Annotated in this window: 14 protein-coding genes; 10 read left to right on the plus strand and 4 right to left on the minus strand. The window is 67.7% G+C overall.

Annotation, left to right across the window (positions count from 1 at the left end; translation table 11 throughout):
* Positions 1-7: 7 nt before the first annotated feature.
* Positions 8-1,024: a FadR/GntR family transcriptional regulator gene (locus tag ACF8ML_RS08990; RefSeq protein ID WP_213757688.1), complete on the minus strand. Its 1,017-nt coding sequence runs from the start codon at positions 1,022-1,024 to the stop codon at positions 8-10.
* A gap of 244 nt (positions 1,025-1,268) precedes the next feature.
* Between ACF8ML_RS08990 and ACF8ML_RS08995 the strand changes: the two genes are divergently transcribed.
* The 10 genes from ACF8ML_RS08995 to ACF8ML_RS09040 all read left to right on the plus strand — a co-directional run bounded on the left by ACF8ML_RS08995 (position 1,269) and on the right by ACF8ML_RS09040 (position 12,638).
* Positions 1,269-2,474, plus strand: a complete 1,206-nt coding sequence (locus ACF8ML_RS08995; protein ID WP_034365479.1) for an ABC transporter substrate-binding protein — start codon at positions 1,269-1,271, stop codon at positions 2,472-2,474.
* Positions 2,475-2,668: 194 nt separating this feature from the next.
* Complete coding sequence (locus tag ACF8ML_RS09000) at positions 2,669-3,529, plus strand: branched-chain amino acid ABC transporter permease (protein WP_012207821.1); 861 nt, start codon at positions 2,669-2,671, stop codon at positions 3,527-3,529.
* A 5-nt stretch (positions 3,530-3,534) separates the two neighbouring features.
* The gene (locus tag ACF8ML_RS09005) at positions 3,535-4,527 is read left to right on the plus strand and encodes a branched-chain amino acid ABC transporter permease (RefSeq protein WP_026062103.1); all 993 of its coding nucleotides are present in this window, start codon (positions 3,535-3,537) and stop codon (positions 4,525-4,527) included.
* The gene (locus ACF8ML_RS09010; RefSeq protein ID WP_012207823.1) at positions 4,524-5,303 is read left to right on the plus strand and encodes an ABC transporter ATP-binding protein; all 780 of its coding nucleotides are present in this window, start codon (positions 4,524-4,526) and stop codon (positions 5,301-5,303) included. Before ACF8ML_RS09005 ends, ACF8ML_RS09010 begins: the two co-directional genes overlap by 4 nt.
* Positions 5,300-6,010 (plus strand): ABC transporter ATP-binding protein, encoded by a 711-nt coding sequence (locus ACF8ML_RS09015; protein ID WP_017404300.1) that lies wholly within the window; start codon positions 5,300-5,302, stop codon positions 6,008-6,010. The genes ACF8ML_RS09010 and ACF8ML_RS09015 overlap by 4 nt, the downstream gene beginning before the upstream one ends.
* Before the next feature lie 32 nt (positions 6,011-6,042).
* Positions 6,043-7,338 (plus strand): Zn-dependent hydrolase, encoded by a 1,296-nt coding sequence (locus tag ACF8ML_RS09020; RefSeq protein WP_392407006.1) that lies wholly within the window; start codon positions 6,043-6,045, stop codon positions 7,336-7,338.
* Positions 7,335-8,801 carry a M81 family metallopeptidase gene (locus ACF8ML_RS09025; RefSeq protein ID WP_374006411.1) on the plus strand — a complete coding sequence of 489 codons (1,467 nt, stop codon included), beginning with the start codon at positions 7,335-7,337 and terminating at the stop codon, positions 8,799-8,801. The genes ACF8ML_RS09020 and ACF8ML_RS09025 overlap by 4 nt, the downstream gene beginning before the upstream one ends.
* Positions 8,802-9,009: 208 nt before the next feature.
* The gene (locus tag ACF8ML_RS09030) at positions 9,010-11,319 is read left to right on the plus strand and encodes an NADP-dependent malic enzyme (RefSeq protein WP_016447231.1); all 2,310 of its coding nucleotides are present in this window, start codon (positions 9,010-9,012) and stop codon (positions 11,317-11,319) included.
* 324 nt (positions 11,320-11,643) lie between these two features.
* The gene (locus ACF8ML_RS09035) at positions 11,644-12,063 is read left to right on the plus strand and encodes a ribonuclease domain-containing protein (RefSeq protein WP_016447232.1); all 420 of its coding nucleotides are present in this window, start codon (positions 11,644-11,646) and stop codon (positions 12,061-12,063) included.
* 149 nt (positions 12,064-12,212) lie between these two features.
* Positions 12,213-12,638: a barstar family protein gene (locus ACF8ML_RS09040; RefSeq protein ID WP_013804792.1), complete on the plus strand. Its 426-nt coding sequence runs from the start codon at positions 12,213-12,215 to the stop codon at positions 12,636-12,638.
* 66 nt (positions 12,639-12,704) lie between these two features.
* On the opposite strand, the gene rsmA is transcribed toward ACF8ML_RS09040, so the two are convergent.
* From rsmA to ACF8ML_RS09055, 3 genes are all read right to left on the minus strand, one after another.
* Positions 12,705-13,472, minus strand: a complete 768-nt coding sequence (gene rsmA / locus ACF8ML_RS09045) for a 16S rRNA (adenine(1518)-N(6)/adenine(1519)-N(6))-dimethyltransferase RsmA (protein WP_017404994.1) — start codon at positions 13,470-13,472, stop codon at positions 12,705-12,707.
* Between the two features lie 76 nt (positions 13,473-13,548).
* On the minus strand, positions 13,549-14,976 hold the full coding sequence (locus ACF8ML_RS09050) for a peptidylprolyl isomerase (protein WP_034365467.1): 1,428 nt from the start codon (positions 14,974-14,976) through the stop codon (positions 13,549-13,551).
* 41 nt (positions 14,977-15,017) lie between these two features.
* Entirely contained in the window at positions 15,018-17,453 is a 2,436-nt protein-coding gene (locus ACF8ML_RS09055; protein WP_392407007.1) for an LPS-assembly protein LptD, read from the minus strand.
* Positions 17,454-17,461: the final 8 nt, after the last annotated feature.

A 17,461-nucleotide genomic window follows, 5' to 3' on the forward strand; every position in this document is an offset into this window, starting at 1 on the left:
GGACAGCTCAGGAGGCCGCGCGCTTGCGTGCGGCAGCGGGACGCGCGGACGTGGCCTTTGCAGGCGACTTTGCCGGAGCCTTCGCAGCCGTCTTTGCGGAGGCCTTTGGGATGGTTTTTGCGGGGGCCTTTGCCGGGGCCTTCGCGGTGGTCCTTGCGCTCGCCCTTGCCGTTGTTTTTGGCGCAGTCCCTGGCGCTGTCGCTGCGGCCTTTTCCACCGGCTGCACGGCGCGTCGCGGACGCGGGCTGCGCAGGCTGTCGGCATCGAGGATGAGCCGGCCCTGGATGCGGCCCTTCATGCGCTTGACGCTGCTGGCCGCATCGCGCATGTGCTCCTGCATCAATGCGCGCACCTTCGCAGCATCGCGCTCGCGCGCGGCCTGCACGATGCTGCGGTGGAACTGCGCATTGGCCTCGCCGAAGCGCCGGTGCTCGGCCTGCGGAGTACGGTTGGCGAAGACGATGAGCTGGCGGATCATCTCGTTGATCAGCTCGCAGGTGAAGCGCAGGAACGGGTTGGGGTTGGCGGCCGCCAGGATGTCGTGGAAGTTCACGTCCTCGCGCCGCTGGCTCACCAGGTCGTCGCTGCTTTGCGTGGGATCGCAGCAGGCGATGCTGTGCTCCAGGGCCTCGAAATCGGCCTCGGTCAGATGGGGCACGGCGCCTGCCGCCAGCTCGGGCTCCAGCATCTGGCGCACCGTGTAGATGTCGTCGATGGTCACCTCCTGGAAGAACAGGTAGTTCTGCATGAACTGCAGCGTGCGGTCCAGCGGCACCTCCACGACCATGCCCCCGCCCGAAGGGCCCGTGGAGATGGTGATCAGCCCCTGCACTTCCAGCGACTTGAGAGCCTCGCGGATCGTTCCCTTGCTGACCTGGAACTGGGCCTGCAGCTCGCTTTCGCGCGGCAGGCGGTCGCCGGGGCTGAGGTTCTTTTCGGTGATCAGGCGCTTGATCTCCTGGGCCACCAGATCCGGGCGCTTGAGCTGCCGGATCGCCAGGGGGGCCGACTTGGGTGTAGCCATTGTTGTGTTCTCCGGAAGGGCACCGGATCGTGTCCGCGCCCAGTCTGCATACGGGTTTGGTGCAGTATGCACCGCCATGGCGCGTGGGCGTTTGCGCCTAGGGTTAGCACGCGCCCTATTCCTTCTATTTATCACTATAAATATGAATCAAGGAGCCTGCACGCACCCGTTTCGTCTGGCATGCAACTTGCTCTGAAAAGCGTACCCGGGCCGCAGCGCCTTCAGTCCCCATCACGGAGATCCCATGCAACGTCGTCACCTCCTGCAACTCTCGGCACTGGGCGCATTGCCCGCATCGCTGGGCCTGGGCCGCAGCGTCTGGGCGCAGTCCAAGGACAGCATCCAGTTCGCCTGCCCCGTGCCCATGTCGGGCGCCTTCGCGGCCAACGGCAAGTACGCGGACCTGGGCATGAAGCTGGCCATAGAGCAATACGGCAAGGCGCTGGGCCGCCCGCTGGCCTACACCGTGCTGGACACCGAGGGCAAGCCCGCCACGGCCGTGCGCAAGCTGCAGGAGTCTTCGCAGCAGCAGGGCACGCGCTTTTTCGCAGGCGGCATCCTGTCGTCGGAGGCGCTGGCCATGGGCAAGGAGGCCGAGAAGGCCGGCGGCATCTTCATCACCACCGCAGGCGCAGACGAGATCACGGGCAAGGACTGCAACAGCGCCACCTTCCGCTGGTCGGCACCCACCTTCGGCGCCATCGAGCAGACCGTGCGCCCGCTGATCGAATCCCTGCCCAAGGCCAAGCGCTGGTACACCATCACGCCGCAGTACGTGTTCGGCGACGGCCTGCTCACGGCGGCCAAGAACATCTTCAAGGAAAAGGGCATCGAGCATGTGGGCAACAGCTACCACTCGCTGACCGAAAAGGAGTTCAGCGGCTACCTGACCAATGCCGTGGCGGCCAAGCCCGACGTGCTGCTGCTGCTGAACTTCGGCGCCCAGTCCTCGGACACGCTGCGCCAGGCCATCAGCTTCGGCATGAACAAGAACATGACCATCCTGATCGCCTGGGCCTCGGGGCTGGAGCAGTTCGAGTCGCTGGGCGCCGACCTGTGCGACGGCGTGTACTTCGGCGCCCAGTACTGGCACACGGTGGACACGCCGCTCAACCGTGATCTGGTGCAGCGCTGCAACGACAAGTTCAAGGCCAATCCCAACTACAGCCTGGCCGGCCACTACATCTGCACCAAGCTGATGATCGATGCCATCGTCAAGGCCGGCACGGTCGACCCCAAGGCCGTAGTCGCCGCGCTGGAAGGCATGAAGTACCAGGGCCTGACGGGCGAGGAAGAGGTGCGCAAGGCAGACCACCAGGTGCTCAAGAACTACTACCTGCTCAAGGGCAAGGCCAAGTCCAAGATGAAGAACAAGGACGACTACGTGGATGTGGTCAGCTCCGGCAAGTCCTTCCTGCCCGTAGACCAGACCGGCTGCAAGCTGGTTTAGAGCTCCCCCTGAGGCGCTGCGCGCCTTCCCCCTCTCTCGCTTCGCGGGAGGGGGACGACACCCTCGGTGCGGGGCGGCCCTTCCTCGGTGTCCCTCACTTAGGCCGCGCCAGTTTCATAGGCACAGCACCATGACCGGCGTGCTTCAGAGCCACCGGGCACTTCGCCTCCTTCGTCCATCGTTTCGGACCCTGTATGAGCATCTATCTGCTTCAGACCATCAACGGGATCGGCATAGGCATGCTGTATTTCCTGTTGGCCGTGGGCCTGTCCATCGTTTTCGGCCTGCTGCGTTTCGTGAATTTCGCGCACGGTGCCTTCTACCTGCTGGGCGCCTATTTCTGCTACCAGATGACGCGCTGGGGCATGAGCTTCTGGCTGTCCCTGGTCGTGGTGCCGCTGGCCGTGGGCGCGCTGGGCTGGCTGGTGGAAAAGCTCATGCTGCGCCATGTGTATGCCAAGGCGCATGAGTTCCACATCATCGTCACCGTGGGGCTGGCCCTGGTGGTGCAGGAGCTGGTGATCGTGCAATGGGGCCCGCTGGGCGACAGCGTGGCCGTGCCCGATCTGCTGCAGGGCGTGGTGATGTGGGGCAGCTTCGTCTATCCCAAGTACCGGCTGTTCGTGATCGGCTTCACCGCCGTGCTGGCCGTGCTGCTGTGGTGGCTGCTGGAAGGCACGCGGCTGGGCAGCGCGGTGCGCGCGGGCAGTGAATCGACCGAGATGGTGTCCCTGCTGGGCGTGAACGTGCTGCGCATCTTCAGCCTGGTGTTCGCGCTGGGCGCTGCCACGGCGGCGCTGGCCGGCGTGCTGGCCGCGCCCATACGCGGCGCAGAGCCCTTCATGGGCGTGGAGGCACTGGGCGTGGCCTTCGTGATCGTGGTCGTGGGCGGGCTGGGCAGCTTCGGCGGCGCACTGGTCGGCGGCCTGCTGATCGGCATCGTGCAAAGCGTGATGAGCACGCTGTGGCCCGAGGGCGCGCGCCTGATGATCTACGTGGCCATGGCCGCCGTGCTGCTGCTGCGACCCCATGGCCTGCTGGGCCGCAAAGGATGAAGACCATGACCAGGCATTCCCATCTCCTTCTCGCGCTGGCCATCGTGGTGGCCATGCCGCTGTGCATGCAGTCGGGCTCGCTGGCCAGCGAAGTGCTGATCTTCGGCCTCGCGGCCATGGGCTGCAATCTGCTGCTGGGCTACACGGGGCTGCTGTCCTTCGGGCAGGGCATCTTCTTCGGGCTGGGCAGCTACACCATCGCCCTGCTGCTGACACGCTGGCCCCTGCCCATGCCGCTGGCCCTGCTGGCCGCCACGGCCATGGGGGCCGTGGGCGCGGCCATCGTCGGCTGGGTGGCCATACGCCAGCGCGGCACCTACTTCGTGATGCTGACCCTGGCGTTTGCGCAGATGTTCTACTTCATCGCCTACTCGGCCACGGACATCACCGGCGGCGACAACGGCCTGCTCGATGTGCCCCGCCCCGCCCTCGCGGTGGCCGGCCAGACGCTGTGGCCGCTGGCCACGCCCTGGCAGTACTACGGCTTTGTGGCCGTGCTCTTTCTGGTGGTGTTCTGGCTGCTGCGCCGCGTCTGCGACTCCATGTTCGGCCGCACGCTGCTGGCCGTGCGCGACAACGAGGAGCGCGCCGCCGCCGTGGGCTACGACCTGAGGCTGCTGAAGCTGCAGGCCTTCGTGATCTCGGGCGCGGTCACGGGCTTGGCCGGCGCGCTGCACGCCATGATGACGGGCATCGCCCCGCTGTCCAATGCCGAGTACCACACCAGCGAAATGATCCTGGTGATGACCGTGATCGGCGGCACGGGCAACCTGCTGGCCTCGGTGCTGGGCGCGGCCTTCTACGTGCTGCTGGGCGACTGGCTGTCCACGCTGTGGCCGCGCTGGCTGCTGCTGCTGGGCGTGGTGCTGATGATCGTGAGCCTGGGCCTGCAGCGCGGCCTGTGGGGCCTGGGCGAGAGCCTGTGGGCCCTGGTGCGCCGCAAAGGGCCGGCAGATGCCGCGGCGGCCGCTGCAGAAACCAAAGGAGGCCAGGCATGAGCGCCGCAGCATCTCCCATCCTGCTCGAGGCCGTGGGCGTCGAGAAGCGCTATGACAAGTTCGTCGCCCTGGGCGGCGTGGACCTCAAGGTGCGCGCCCATACCGTGCACTCGGTGATCGGCCCCAACGGCGCGGGCAAGACCACGCTGTTCCACATGCTCACGGGCACCAAGAGCGTGAGCGGCGGGCGCATCGTCTTCGACGGCCACGACGTGACGCGCGAGCCCGACCACCGCCGCGTGCGGCGTGGCATGGCACGGTCCTTTCAGGTCACCAGCCTGTTCCTGACCCTGCCCGTGCGCGAGAACCTGCGCCTGGCCGCCCAGGGCGTGGCGCCCGCCAGGGCGCTGGACTGCTGGAACGCGCCCGTGGGTGCTCGCGCCCTGGCCGACACCGTGGCCAGCGTGCTCTCGCGCCTGGGTCTGGAGCGCCATGCGGACACGCCGGCCGGCAACCTCTCGCACGGCCAGCAGCGGCGGCTGGAGGTGGGCATGGCCCTGGCCGCGCGGCCCAAGGCCATCTTCCTGGACGAGCCGACCTCGGGCATGGGCATCGATGACCTGGACGAGATGAAGCGCCTGATCCAGGGCCTCAGGGATGAGCACACCGTGGTGCTCATCGAGCACAACATGAACATCGTCATGGACATCTCCGACACCATCACCGTCATGCAGCAGGGCCGCGTGCTGGCCGAAGGACTGCCCCACGAGATCCGCGCCGACGAGCGCGTTCGCAGCGCCTATCTGGGCAACATGATCACGGGAGGAAAGGCATGAGCGGTCCCCTGCTTTCGGTCGAGGGCATACACGCCCACTACGGCAAGAGCCATGTGCTGCAGGGCGTGTCGCTGCAGGTGCAGGACGGCGAGCTGGTCACGCTGCTGGGCCGCAACGGCGCGGGCAAGACCACCACGCTCAAGTCCATCGCAGGCGTGATGCAGCCCTCGCAGGGGCAGATCCGCTTCGGCGGCGAGCCCGTGCACCGGCTGGCCACGCACCAGGTGGCCCAGCGCGGCATCTGCCTGGTGCCCGAGCACCGCGGCATCTTCAAGCTGCTCACGGTGGAGGAGAACCTGATGCTGGGCCAGCGCAAGCGCTCGCCCTGGCAACTGGCCGACATCTACCGCATCTTCCCGCGCCTCAAGGAGCGGCGCGGCAACGGCGGCGGCCAGCTGTCGGGCGGCGAGCAGCAGATGCTGGCCATAGGCCGCGCCCTGATGAACGCGCCGCGCCTGCTCATGCTGGACGAGCCCGTCGAGGGCCTGGCGCCCGTGATCGTGGAGGAGATCGTGGCCCAGCTCAAGACCATCAAGGCCGCCGGCGTGGCGATCTTGCTGGTGGAGCAGAACCTGGAGGTCTGCACCCAGCTGGCCGACCGCCACTACATCATCGAACAGGGTGCGATTGCGCACGAGGCAGGCAATGCCGCTTTCCTGGCCGATGACGCCATCAAGGACCGGTATCTCGGTGTAGGGATCGCCTGATCCACCGCCTTTCGCATTCCCAGGAGTCATTCATGGATCTCAGTACCCCTCTTGCAGCCACCGCCGTTGCGGCCGGGCTGCGCACCGACGGCGCCCGCCTGTGGCAATCGCTGATGGACCTGGCGCGCATAGGCGCCACACCCAAGGGCGGCGTGTGCCGCCTGGCGCTGACGGACCTGGACCGCCAGGGGCGCGATCTCTTCGTGCAGTGGGCGCGCGAGGCCGGCTGCAGCATCCGCGTCGATGCCATCGGCAACATCTTCGCGCGCCGCGCAGGCCTGGACGATGCGCTGCCGCCCGTGATGACGGGCAGCCACATCGACACCCAGCCCACGGGCGGCAAGTTCGACGGCAACTACGGCGTGCTGGCCGGGCTGGAGGTGCTGCGCACGCTCAACGATGGCGGCGTGCGCACGCGCGCCCCGTTGGAAGTGGCCGTGTGGACCAACGAGGAAGGCTCGCGCTTCGTGCCCGTGATGATGGGCTCGGGCGTGTTCGTCAATGCCTTCACGCTGGAGCATGCGCTGGCCCAGCGCGATGCCCAGGGCGTGAGCGTGGACGAGGCGCTGCGCGCCATCGGCTATGCCGGGCCGGCTGGCCCGGCGCCTGCGGTGGGCGCGTATTTCGAGGCCCATATCGAACAGGGCCCGGTGCTGGAAAACCATGAACGCGTGATCGGCGTGGTCAGCGCCGCGCTGGGCCAGCGCTGGTACGACGTCAGCGTGCAGGGCATGGAGGCCCATGCCGGCCCCACGCCCATGGAGCTGCGCCGCGACGCCCTGCTGGCCGCCAGCGACCTCGTGGCCGAGGTCAACCGCATCGCCCTGGACCGCCTGCCGCATGCGCGCGGCACCGTGGGATCGCTGGAGGTGTTTCCCAACTCGCGCAACGTGATCCCGGGCGGCGTCAAGCTCAGCGTGGACCTGCGCGCGCCGGACGACGGCCAGTTGCTGGACATGGATGCCGCACTGCGCGCGGCCTGCGAGCGCATTGCGGCCGCGCATGGCGTGACCGTTGGCGTGGAGCAGGTCGTCTACTTCCCGCCCCAGCCGTTCACGCCACACCTGGTGGAGGCCGTGCGCGCCAATGCCGCCGACCTGGGCTACAGCGCCATGGACGTGGTCAGCGGCGCAGGCCACGATGCCGTCTACCTGGCGCGCGTGGCGCCTGCCGCCATGATCTTCGTGCCCTGCGCCGACGGCATCAGCCACAACGAGATCGAGGATGCCGAGCCCGCCCACCTGGAGGCCGGCTGCAACGTGCTGCTGCGCGCCATGCTGGCGGCCGCGGGCGTGGTGCAGGCAGCGGACGGCGGGGTGCAGGCATGAAGATCCTGATCGCCCGGCTCAACCACGAGACCAATACCTTCTCGCCCGTGCCCACGCCCATCGAGGCGTTTGCGCCCACCTATGGCGAGGCCGCCTATTCGGCCAACAAGGGCATGCGCACGGCCATGGCCGCCTTCATCGACCTGGCCGAGGCGGCGGGCGCCACCCTGGTCACGCCGGTATCGGCCACCTCCAATCCCAGCGGCCCCGTGCATGCTGCCGCCTACGACGAACTCACTCGCCGCATCGTGGCGGCCGCGCCGGGCTGCGATGCCATCTTGCTGGACCTGCACGGCGCCATGGTGGCCGAGAACAGCGCCGACGGCGAAGGTGACCTGCTCGAACGCGTGCGCGCCGCCGCGCCCGGCGTGCCCGTTGGCGTGGCGCTGGACCTGCACGGCAACATCACCGAAAAAATGGTGGGCAATGCCGATGTGATGGTGGGCTTCAAGACCTATCCGCACATCGACATGTACGAGACCGGCGAGCACGCGGGCCGGCTGCTGCTGGACATGCTGGCCGGCCGCGCGCGCTACGCCGTGTGCTGGCACCGCCTGCCCCTGATGAGCCACACGCTGCGCAGCACCACGCTGGACGGCCCCATGCTGGACGCCGTGAACGCAGCGCGCGCCCTGGAAGCGGAGGGCCTGCCCGCGGTCTCGGTGTTCGGCGGCTTCTCGCTGGCCGACATCGCCGCGCCCTGCGTGAGCGTGGTCGCCACCTGCAGGACCGACGAGCGCGCGGCCACCCAGGCGAGCGTGGACGCGCTGGCCGCCCGGATCTGGCAGCGCCGCGCCGACTTCGTCTACCGCAGCGAGCCGCTGGCCGATTCGCTGCGCCGCGCCCAGGCCCTGGCCGAGGGAGCCGACCGCCCCGTGCTGCTGCTCGACCATGGCGACAACTGCATGTCCGGCGGCACCTGCGACACCATGGACGTGCTGCAGACCGCGCTGGAGCTGGGCCTGTCAGGCATTGCCGTGGGCCCGCTGTGCGACCCCGAAGCGGTTGCCTCGCTCACGGCGGCGGGCGAAGGCGCCGAGGTGGAGATCGCGCTGGGCAACAAGGTCTCGCTGGAACGCATCGGCCTGCACAAGCAGCCGCTGCGGCTGCGCGGCACGGTGCGCGCCGTCAGCGACGGCGCCTACACGGTCAGCGGCCCCATCTACACCGGCCAGCGCTGCCACATGGGCCGCACGGTCTGCCTGGACACGGGCGCAGCGCAGATCGTGATCACCGAGCAGACGCACGAGCCCTGGGACCTGGGCGTGTTCCACTGCGTGGGCATGGACCCGACGCGCTTTCGCTTCGTGCTGCTCAAGTCGCGCATGTATTGCCGGCCCGTCTTCGTGCCGCTGTCGGCCGGCCTGGTCGAGTGCGACAGCCCCGGCGTGACCACCTCGGACTATTCGCGCTTTCCGTTCGCCCGGGTCAGCCGCCCGGTGTTTCCGCTGGACGCCATCTGATGGACGCCATGTGATTGCCCGGCTTTGCGGCGCCGCGCAAGCAAAGACCGCCGCCGCCGCAGGACATTGGGCAACCAGGCATCACAACAGTTTCACAGCAGGGCCCGGCTATTGCCTGTCGGCCTACAATCGGTTCCCCCCTACCTCGGCCGACGGCACGCGGGCTGATCCGCGCGTGCGTTGGCCATGCCTTCGCTGGAGACGCTTGATGTCCGACAACACGGCCCCGACCCCTTCCGATAAACGTGCCCAGCTGCGCCGTGCCGCACTCGAATACCACGAGTTTCCCAAGCCCGGCAAGCTGACCATCGTGCCGACCAAGCCCATGGCCAACCAGCATGACCTGGCCCTGGCCTACTCGCCCGGCGTGGCAGCGCCCTGCGAAGAGATCGTCAAGGACCCGGCCGCCGCCTTCAAGTACACGGCGCGCGGCAACCTGGTGGCCGTGATCTCCAACGGCACCGCCGTGCTGGGCCTGGGCGACATCGGCGCGCTGGCCTCCAAGCCGGTGATGGAAGGCAAGGCCGTCCTGTTCAAGAAGTTCGCGGGCGTGGACGTCTTCGACATCGAGATCAACGAGAAGGACCCGCAAAAGCTGGTCGACGTGATCGCCGCGCTGGAGCCCACCTTCGGCGCCATCAATCTGGAAGACATCAAGGCGCCCGAGTGCTTCTTCGTGGAGCGCGAACTGCGCCGCCGCCTGAAGATCCCCGTCTTCCACGATGACCAGCACGGCACGGCCATCACCGTGGCTGCGGCCATGGTCAACGCGCTCAAGGTCGCGGGCAAGAAGATCGAGGAGGTCCGGCTCGTCGCCTCGGGCGCGGGCGCCGCTGCCCTGGCCTGCCTGAACCTGCTGCTCAAGGTCGGCCTGCGCCGGGAGAACGTGTTCGTCACCGACCTGGCCGGCGTGGTCTACGAAGGCCGCACCGAACTGATGGACGAGGACAAGGCCCAGTTCGCACGCGCCACCGAGCTGCGCACCCTGGGCCAGGTCATCGAAGGCGCCGACGTCTTCCTGGGCCTGTCCGCTGGCGGCGTGCTCAAGCAGGACATGGTGGTCAAGATGGCCGCGCGCCCGGTGATCTTCGCGCTGGCCAATCCCAACCCCGAAATCGTTCCCGAAGACGTCAAGGCCGTGCGCAGCGACGCCATCATCGCCACGGGCCGCTCGGACTATCCCAACCAGGTCAACAACGTCCTGTGCTTCCCGTACATCTTCCGCGGTGCGCTGGACTGCGGCGCGACCACCATCACCACCGAGATGGAAATCGCCACCGTCCACGCCATCGCCGAACTGGCCCAGGCCGAGCAGAGCGAGGAAGTGGCGGCAGCCTACGTGGGCGAGCAGCTGAGCTTCGGTCCTGAGTACCTGATCCCCAAGCCCTTCGATCCGCGCCTGATGATGAAGATCGCCTCGGCCGTGGCCCAGGCTGCCGCCGAATGCGGCGTGGCCCAGCGCCCGATCCAGGACATGGATGCCTACCGCGCCCATCTGCAGACCTTCGTCTACGCCTCGGGCACGATGATGAAGCCGCTGTTCGCCACGGCCAAGAAGGCCACCAAGAAGCGCGTGGCCTATGCCGAAGGCGAGGAAGAGCGCATCCTGCGCGCCGCGCAGATCGTGGTGGACGAGCGCATTGCGCGCCCCACGCTGATCGGTCGCCCGGCCATCATTGCCCAGCGCATCGAGAAGTTCGGCCTGCGCCTGAAGGAGGGCCAGGACTACGACGTGGTCAACGTCGAGCACGACGAGCGCTACCGCGACTTCTGGCAGACCTACCACCGCATGACCGAGCGCAAGGGCATCACCGTGCCCATCGCCAGGATCGAGATGCGCCGCCGCCTGACCCTGATCGGCTCCATGCTGCTGCACAAGGGCGAAGTGGACGGCCTGATCACCGGCACCTGGGGCCAGACATCGCACCACCTGCAGTACGTGGACCAGGTGATCGGCCGCCGCGCCGGCGTGCAGACCTATGCCTGCATGAACGGCCTGCTGCTGCCCGACCGCCAGGTCTTCCTGGTGGACACCCACGTCAACTACGACCCCACGGCCGAGCAGCTGGCCGAGATCACCATCATGGCCGCCGAGGAAATGATGCGCTTCGGCGTCAAGCCCAAGGCCGCCCTGCTGTCGCACTCCAACTACGGCTCCAGCAACCAGCCCAGCGCCGTCAAGATGCGCCAGACCCTGGAGCTGCTGCGCGAGCAGGCCCCCTGGCTGGAAGTGGACGGCGAGATGCACGGCGACGTGGCCCTGGACGGCAAGGCCCGCGCCCAGCTCATGCCCAACAGCACGCTGCTGGGCAATGCCAACCTGCTGGTCATGCCCAACATCGACGCGGCCAACATCAGCTACAACCTGCTCAAGCAGGCCGCTGGCGGCGGCATTGCCATCGGCCCCGTGCTGCTGGGCGCCGCCCGTCCCGTGCACATCCTCACGCCGAGCACGACGGTGCGCCGCATCGTCAACATGACGGCGCTGACGGTGGCGGACGCTAACGCTAACCGTTAAGCACCCCCTGAGCGGCTTCGCCGCTTCCCCCGTGTGCACGGCGCCCTCTCTCGCTTCGCGGGAGGGGGACGACACCCTCGCTGCGGGGCGGCCCTTGCTCGGTGTCCCTCGTTTTGGCCGCGCGCGTTTTTGAGACAACGGGCGGCATTTGCATTGAATGGAAGGCAACTCAGGCGCAGAGTTGCCTTCTCACTGTTCAATCCCCAGACATTTCCTCGGTCAAGCTGCCTGTTTTTTAGGCAGAACTTGCATTTTGAGGGGTGTTCCGTCACACTAGCGGGTCGAGATTTCAGGGCTTCCCTGGATTTCTGAAAGGTGTAGTTGATGCTGAAGGCAGCCGCCGCCAAGGCGTACCAGTCCGGTCTAGCGCTCATCGTCGGGGCCGCCTTTGTGCTGTCGCCCTCGCTCGCTGATGCGCGCCGCTCGGCGCCCGAGAGCGCGGATTCGACGGCGGCCATGGCCACCGTCACCCTGTCAGAGCTGCCGCGCGAAGGCCGTTCCACCTATACGCTGATCCTGCGCGGCGGGCCTTTTGCCCACGACAAGGACGGCACGGTGTTCGGCAACCGCGAGCGCATCCTGCCGCGCCAGTCGCGCGGCTACTACCGTGAGTACACGGTGCGCACGCCCGGCTCGCGTGACCGCGGAGCCCGCCGCATCGTCTGCGGCGGAGAGCCACAGCAGCCCGATGCCTGCTACTACACCAGCGACCACTACAGCAGCTTTCGCAAGATCATCGAATGACCTCGACCCAGTCTTTGCAGCCAGTTCGACCCTCCGCGTCCGACGCAGTGCGCTGGCAGGGGTCTGCATTTCATCCACAGCCCGGGGACGCCGCAGGCCACGTGCCCGTACCCGCAGGCCACATCCACGTTAGAGAAAGAGCCACGGAGATGGATGCACCACTTCGTAAGATCCCGGACACCCCTTTGCGGAACGTGCGCGCCAACATCGTGCAGTCCATCCGCGCCTACAGGGTGGAGGATCTGCAACAGGCGGCCGAGACGCTGGGGTGCCATTTCCTGTATGCCAACCTGGCCCATGCGCAGACCAAGGCCGACATCCTGGAGCTGCTGGCCACGCAGTTCTTCTTCCCCGCGCATTTCGGCAAGAACTTCGACGCGCTCTACGACTGCCTGACCGACCCCATCCACAAGGCCGGCCCGCAGCCGGGCTTTGTGCTCGTGCTCGACCAGATCCCGACCACGCCCAAGTTCGACAAGGAAGTGCGCGAGCAGCTGCTGGACAGCTTCCGCGACGCGGCCGAGTACTGGGCCGAGCGCAAGATCCCGTTCCGCTGCTTCTACTCTTTCCTGTAAGAGCCGCACATTGATAGCACGGCGCCAGCGTCCCATGCGGGCGCTGGCGCCGTGCGCCACCTGCGTCTAGCTGCGCGTGAACCGGGCTGCAAGTGCCTCGTACTCGGACACCGGCACTTCCTCGGCGCGGCGCTGCAGGTCGAACTCCCCGTCAAAGCCCTTGGCTTCCAGCCAGCGCCCCAGCGTGTTGCGCAGGATCTTGCGCCGCTGGCTGAAGGCCACCTGCACCATCTCCTCCAGCAGCTTCGCGTCCAGGGCCGCCGGCGCCTCGCGCGGGACCATGCGCACGACGGCGCTGTCCACCTTGGGCGGCGGATTGAAGCTCTCGGGCGGCACGTACAGCACGCTCTCCATCGCATAGCGCCACTGCAGCATGACCGTCAGCCGCCCATAGGCGGCCGTGGCCGGAGAGGCCACCATGCGGTCGATGACCTCCTTTTGCAGCATGAAGTGCTGGTCCTCGACCACGTCCACCTGCTCGAGCAGGTGAAAGAGGATGGGGCTGGAGATGTTGTAGGGCAGGTTGCCCGCAATGCGCAGCTTGGGCACGCCCAGGCGCGCAGCGATGGCGCGAAAGTCCACCTTGAGCACGTCGGACTCGACCACGTCGAGCTGCTCGTGCAGGCGCAGGCGCACGGCCAGGTCGCGGTCCAGTTCGATCACGGTGAGCCGGCCCAGGCGCTCGACCAGGGGCTGGGTCAGGGCCATCAGGCCCGGACCGATCTCGACCATGGACTGGCCCGGCCGGGGATCGATGGCACGCACGATGCCGTCGATGATGCCGCCATCGGTCAGGAAGTTCTGGCCGAAGCGTTTGCGAGGAATGTGTTTCATAGAAAAAGCAAGGCGGTGCGCCATGGCACCGCCTTCCATTGTGGACTGCCGCAGCCATGGCTGCTTGGGGGGTGTCTTATTGCGGGGGCTCGCGGTACTCGACGTAGGCGCGGCCACGCAGCTCCTGCAGCCAGGTCTGGTAGTCGGTTTCGAGCTTGCGCTCGCGCACCACGTTGCGCACCATGTCGCGCTGCTCGCGCGGCGTCAGCGCGGCCTGGCGGCGCTCGATGAGCTGGATCAGGTGCACACCGAAGCGCGAGACCAGCGGGTCGCTGACCTGCCCGGGCTGCAGCGCATTGAGCACCTGCTCGAACTCGGGCACGAACTGGCCGGGCGAGGCCCAGCCCAGATCGCCGCCGTTGCGCGCGCTGCCGTCCTGCGAGAACTCGCGGGCCAGCGATTCGAAGCTGGCCTGGCCGCTGTCCACGCGGCGCTTGTAGTCGGCCAGGCGCTTGGCGGCATCGGCCTCGGTCATCTGGTCGCCGATGCGCAGCAGGATGTGGCGCGCATGGTTTTGCGTGACCACGGAAGGCATGCCGGCCTGCGACTTCTCCAGCACCTTGAGCACGTGAAAGCCCGCGCCCGAACGGAAGGGGCCGACGATGCCGCCCTGCGGCGTCTGGCCCACGGCCTTGGTGAACAGTTCGGGGTAGCGGTCCAGCGGGCGCATGCCCATGGCGCCGCCGCCCTGGCCGTCGGGCACATCGGAGAACTCCTTGACCACGGCCAGGAAGTCGCCTTGCGTGCGGGCCGCCTCGGCGGCCTGCTTGGCGCGGGCTTCGCGCTCGGCCACTTCGGCGGGGCTGGCATCCTCGCGCACGGCGATCAGGATGTGGCCCAGGTTCACGGCCGCCGGCGCCTTGTCGGCGCCGCCGCTGCGCTGCTCGGCCAGGTAGCGGTCGATGTCGGCTTCGGTCACGCGCACGCGGCCGTCCACATCGCGCTCGCGCAGGCGCTGCAGCGTGATCTGGCGGCGCAATTCTTCGCGGAACTGCTTTTCGTTCACGCCCTCGGCCCGCAGGCGTGACTGCAGGCCGGCCTTGTCCAGGCCGTTTTGCCGCGCCACATTGGTCAGCGCCTGGTCCACGGCGTAGTCATCCACGCGCAGGCCCGTGTCCTTGGCTTCCTGCAGCTGGGCCTTTTCCACGATCAGCCGCTCCAGCACCTCGCGGGCCAGCAGCGCCTCGGGCGGCATCTGGCCGCCCTGCTCGGCAATGTTCTGCGCCACGCGCGCCATGCGGGCCCGCACCTCGTTGTTGGTCACGGGCTCGGAGTTGACCACGGCCACGATGTAGTCGGCCGAGCGCACGCCGGCATTGCCGCCGCGATCACGCGACAAGGGCTGGTTGGTGGCGTCCAGCGCGCGCGAGACGGAGGCATCGCCGGCCTGGGGCGCCCTGGACTGGCCCGGAACACGCAGGCCTTGCGCCTGGGCTGTGGTGGCCAGCAAGGCCAGCGCCACAGCGGCCGCTGCGCAGCAATGGGTCTGGGAAAGAAAACGCATGGGAGAGATGCCTTGCAAAAAGCGTGTTTGGAGCCTTGGCTCTAATCGTAATTGGTGAAGCGGCTGGGCGGCGTCACCGACTCGCGCAGGTACTGGTAGCGCGGCACATTCTGCTTGAGGCTGCGCTGCGGGTCGGCACCCAGGCTCAGCCGCGAGAAGCCTACGAACTCGATCTGGAACAGCAGCCGGGTGTTGGACTGGGTGATGGAGCTTTGCAGGCGCTCCAGCACCACGCGGCCAATCCAGCAGCAGCCGTCGTACTCCAGCCCGACCACGGTATCGACGAGCTTGCGGTCCTTCAGGCTGTAGTTCAGCCGGCCCACCGTGTACCAGCGGCCGCCGCCCTGGCCACGGCCGGCACCCAGGTCACGGCCCTTGTCGCCCCAGAGGTCGTTGATGGGCCATTGCCAGCCCACATCGACCAGCTTGCTGGCATCGGTGCGTGCCACGGTGTCGTACTGGGTACGGTAGGCCACGTTCACCGTGCGGTAGGAGCTGGGGCTGTAGCGCGCGCCGAAGGTGGTGCGCACCGGGCGGTTCAGGTCGCGGTTGTACTGGGTCGTGCCTTCGGTGGACCAGGCATCGGTCCAGTTGATGGCCGCACCCAGCAGCACGTCGGACAGCCGGCTGGTGGCAGGCACCTCGCCGGGCAGGATGACCTTCTGGTCGGAGAAACGCACGCGCTGCGCAATGCCGAAGCGCGCCTTCTCCGCGCCCGTGGCCCCGTCGATCAGGCGTGTGGTCGCGCCCAGGGTCAGCAGGTGGTTGTCGGCAATGCGGTCCTGGCCGTTGTAGTCGTTTTCGGAGTAGATGCTCGCGAAGTTGAAGTCGTTGCGCGCCGTGTCGTACAGCGGCAGAAAGCTCTGGTCGCGGTAGGGCGTGTAGGTGTAGAAGGCGCGCGGCTCGAAGGTCTGCAGCAGCTGGCGGCCGAACAGCGTGGTGTCGCGCTCGAACACCAGGCCGCTGTCCACACTGACCGTGGGCAGCGTGCGCGAGGCATTGCGGCTGCCGTTGCTCATCAGGCGGTCCACCTGGTAGTTGCTGGTGTGCAACTGGATCCTGGGCGTGATGAAGGCGCCCGGCGACAGGAAGGGACGGCTCAGCTGCGCCTGCATGTAGCTGCGCTGGCCGTTGTTGTAGGTCATGCCGGCCAGGGGCTTGTCGATCTCGAAGCGCGTGGTGTCGGCCACGAAGCTGAAGTCCAGGCCGTGCGGCAGGTCCAGCGGCGTGTAGCGCCATTGCAGCTGCGGCTTCATGCCGTAGGGCGGGGCAATGGGCGCCGATGCGTCCTGCATGGTCTGCCAGTACAGGGTGCGCAGGGTCAGCACCCCGTCGCCACGCGCCCAGGACAGGTTCACGTCGCTGGGCAGCAGGCGCTCGCGCAGCGTACGGGCGGCCAGCGGGAAATCACGCCAGTAGTTGTCGTCGCTGACGCGGTTGAGGTTCATGTTCAACCCCAGGCCGCCGATGGGCGAGTTGATGACGCCCCGGTGCTGCAGCGAGTAGGCCCAGCGGTCACGGTCGCGCTGGCGGTCGCCCGGCATGTAGGCCGCGTAGGCCTCGCCCGAATAGGTGGGCTCCAGATAGCGGAACTGGGCGCCCAGGTTGACGCCGCGCTTGCTCATGACCGAGGGATACAGGGTCATGTCGCGGTTGGGCGCGAGGTTCCAGTAGTAGGGCTGCGTGTATTCGATGCCGCTGAGCTTGTCCAGGCCCATGGTGGGGGGCAGCAGGCCCGACTTGCGCTTGTCCGACAGCGGAAAGCTCATGCGCGGCACGGGCAGCACGGTCACGCCCTTGAACTGCAGGGCCGCGCCTTCGGCCACGCCGACTTCCTCGGCCATGTCGATGTGCAAGGTCCGGGCGCGCAGCATCCAGGCCGGCTGCCAGGTGGCTTCGTCATCGCGCTGGCAGGTGGTGTAGGTCGCGTCATGGACCACGGCATGGTCGCGGTCGATGAAGTCCACGCGCGAGGATTTGCCGTAGGCCCCGTTGGCCAGGAAGCGGTAGCCGGCGTTGTCGAAAAAGCCCTTGAAGGCATCGACCTGCAGGTCCAGCTGCGAGCCTTCGTAGACATTGCCGGCCTGGTTGATGTGCACGGCGCCCGAGGCATTGACGCGGTCGTCGGGCACCTGATATTCGAGCCGGTCGGCGCGGATCATGGTGTCGCCGCGGCGCAGTTCGGCATTGCCCTCGATCACCGCATTGATGTCCGGCTGGCCGCTGAGCGCGTCACCGCGCACGTAGACGGGCTGCTGGGAGCGGACCGCCTCAGGGTAGGTTTCCTGCATCAGCGTGCTGGGGCGCAGCGGGCGCACCTGCTGCAGCCGGCCTTCATCGGCCGCAGCGGGCTGGGCCTGGGCCAGCGTCGAGCCACCGGCCCATGCGAGAGCCACAAGCCAGGCCAGCGGGCGTACAGCGGGGCGCGCGGGCGCGCGGGCAGCCAGCGGATCGGGGAGCGGCGGTCGGAGGTACACGGTGGTCA

Source organism: Delftia sp. WSY_10 (assembly GCF_043104705.1).
GTDB classification, from domain to species: Bacteria; Pseudomonadota; Gammaproteobacteria; order Burkholderiales; family Burkholderiaceae_C; genus Comamonas; species Comamonas tsuruhatensis.

Bases quoted from the DNA above. Each gene is read 5' to 3' on its own strand.
- ACF8ML_RS08990 (WP_213757688.1), bottom strand. From the start codon at position 1,024: ATGGCTACACCCAAGTCGGCCCCCCTGGCGATCCGGCAGCTCAAGCGC.
- ACF8ML_RS08995 (WP_034365479.1), top strand. From the start codon at position 1,269: ATGCAACGTCGTCACCTCCTGCAACTCTCGGCACTGGGCGCATTGCCC.
- ACF8ML_RS09000 (WP_012207821.1), top strand. From the start codon at position 2,669: ATGAGCATCTATCTGCTTCAGACCATCAACGGGATCGGCATAGGCATG.
- ACF8ML_RS09005 (WP_026062103.1), top strand. From the start codon at position 3,535: ATGACCAGGCATTCCCATCTCCTTCTCGCGCTGGCCATCGTGGTGGCC.
- ACF8ML_RS09010 (WP_012207823.1), top strand. From the start codon at position 4,524: ATGAGCGCCGCAGCATCTCCCATCCTGCTCGAGGCCGTGGGCGTCGAG.
- ACF8ML_RS09015 (WP_017404300.1), top strand. From the start codon at position 5,300: ATGAGCGGTCCCCTGCTTTCGGTCGAGGGCATACACGCCCACTACGGC.
- ACF8ML_RS09020 (WP_392407006.1), top strand. From the start codon at position 6,043: ATGGATCTCAGTACCCCTCTTGCAGCCACCGCCGTTGCGGCCGGGCTG.
- ACF8ML_RS09025 (WP_374006411.1), top strand. From the start codon at position 7,335: ATGAAGATCCTGATCGCCCGGCTCAACCACGAGACCAATACCTTCTCG.
- ACF8ML_RS09030 (WP_016447231.1), top strand. From the start codon at position 9,010: ATGTCCGACAACACGGCCCCGACCCCTTCCGATAAACGTGCCCAGCTG.
- ACF8ML_RS09035 (WP_016447232.1), top strand. From the start codon at position 11,644: ATGCTGAAGGCAGCCGCCGCCAAGGCGTACCAGTCCGGTCTAGCGCTC.
- ACF8ML_RS09040 (WP_013804792.1), top strand. From the start codon at position 12,213: ATGGATGCACCACTTCGTAAGATCCCGGACACCCCTTTGCGGAACGTG.
- rsmA (WP_017404994.1), bottom strand. From the start codon at position 13,472: ATGAAACACATTCCTCGCAAACGCTTCGGCCAGAACTTCCTGACCGAT.
- ACF8ML_RS09050 (WP_034365467.1), bottom strand. From the start codon at position 14,976: ATGCGTTTTCTTTCCCAGACCCATTGCTGCGCAGCGGCCGCTGTGGCG.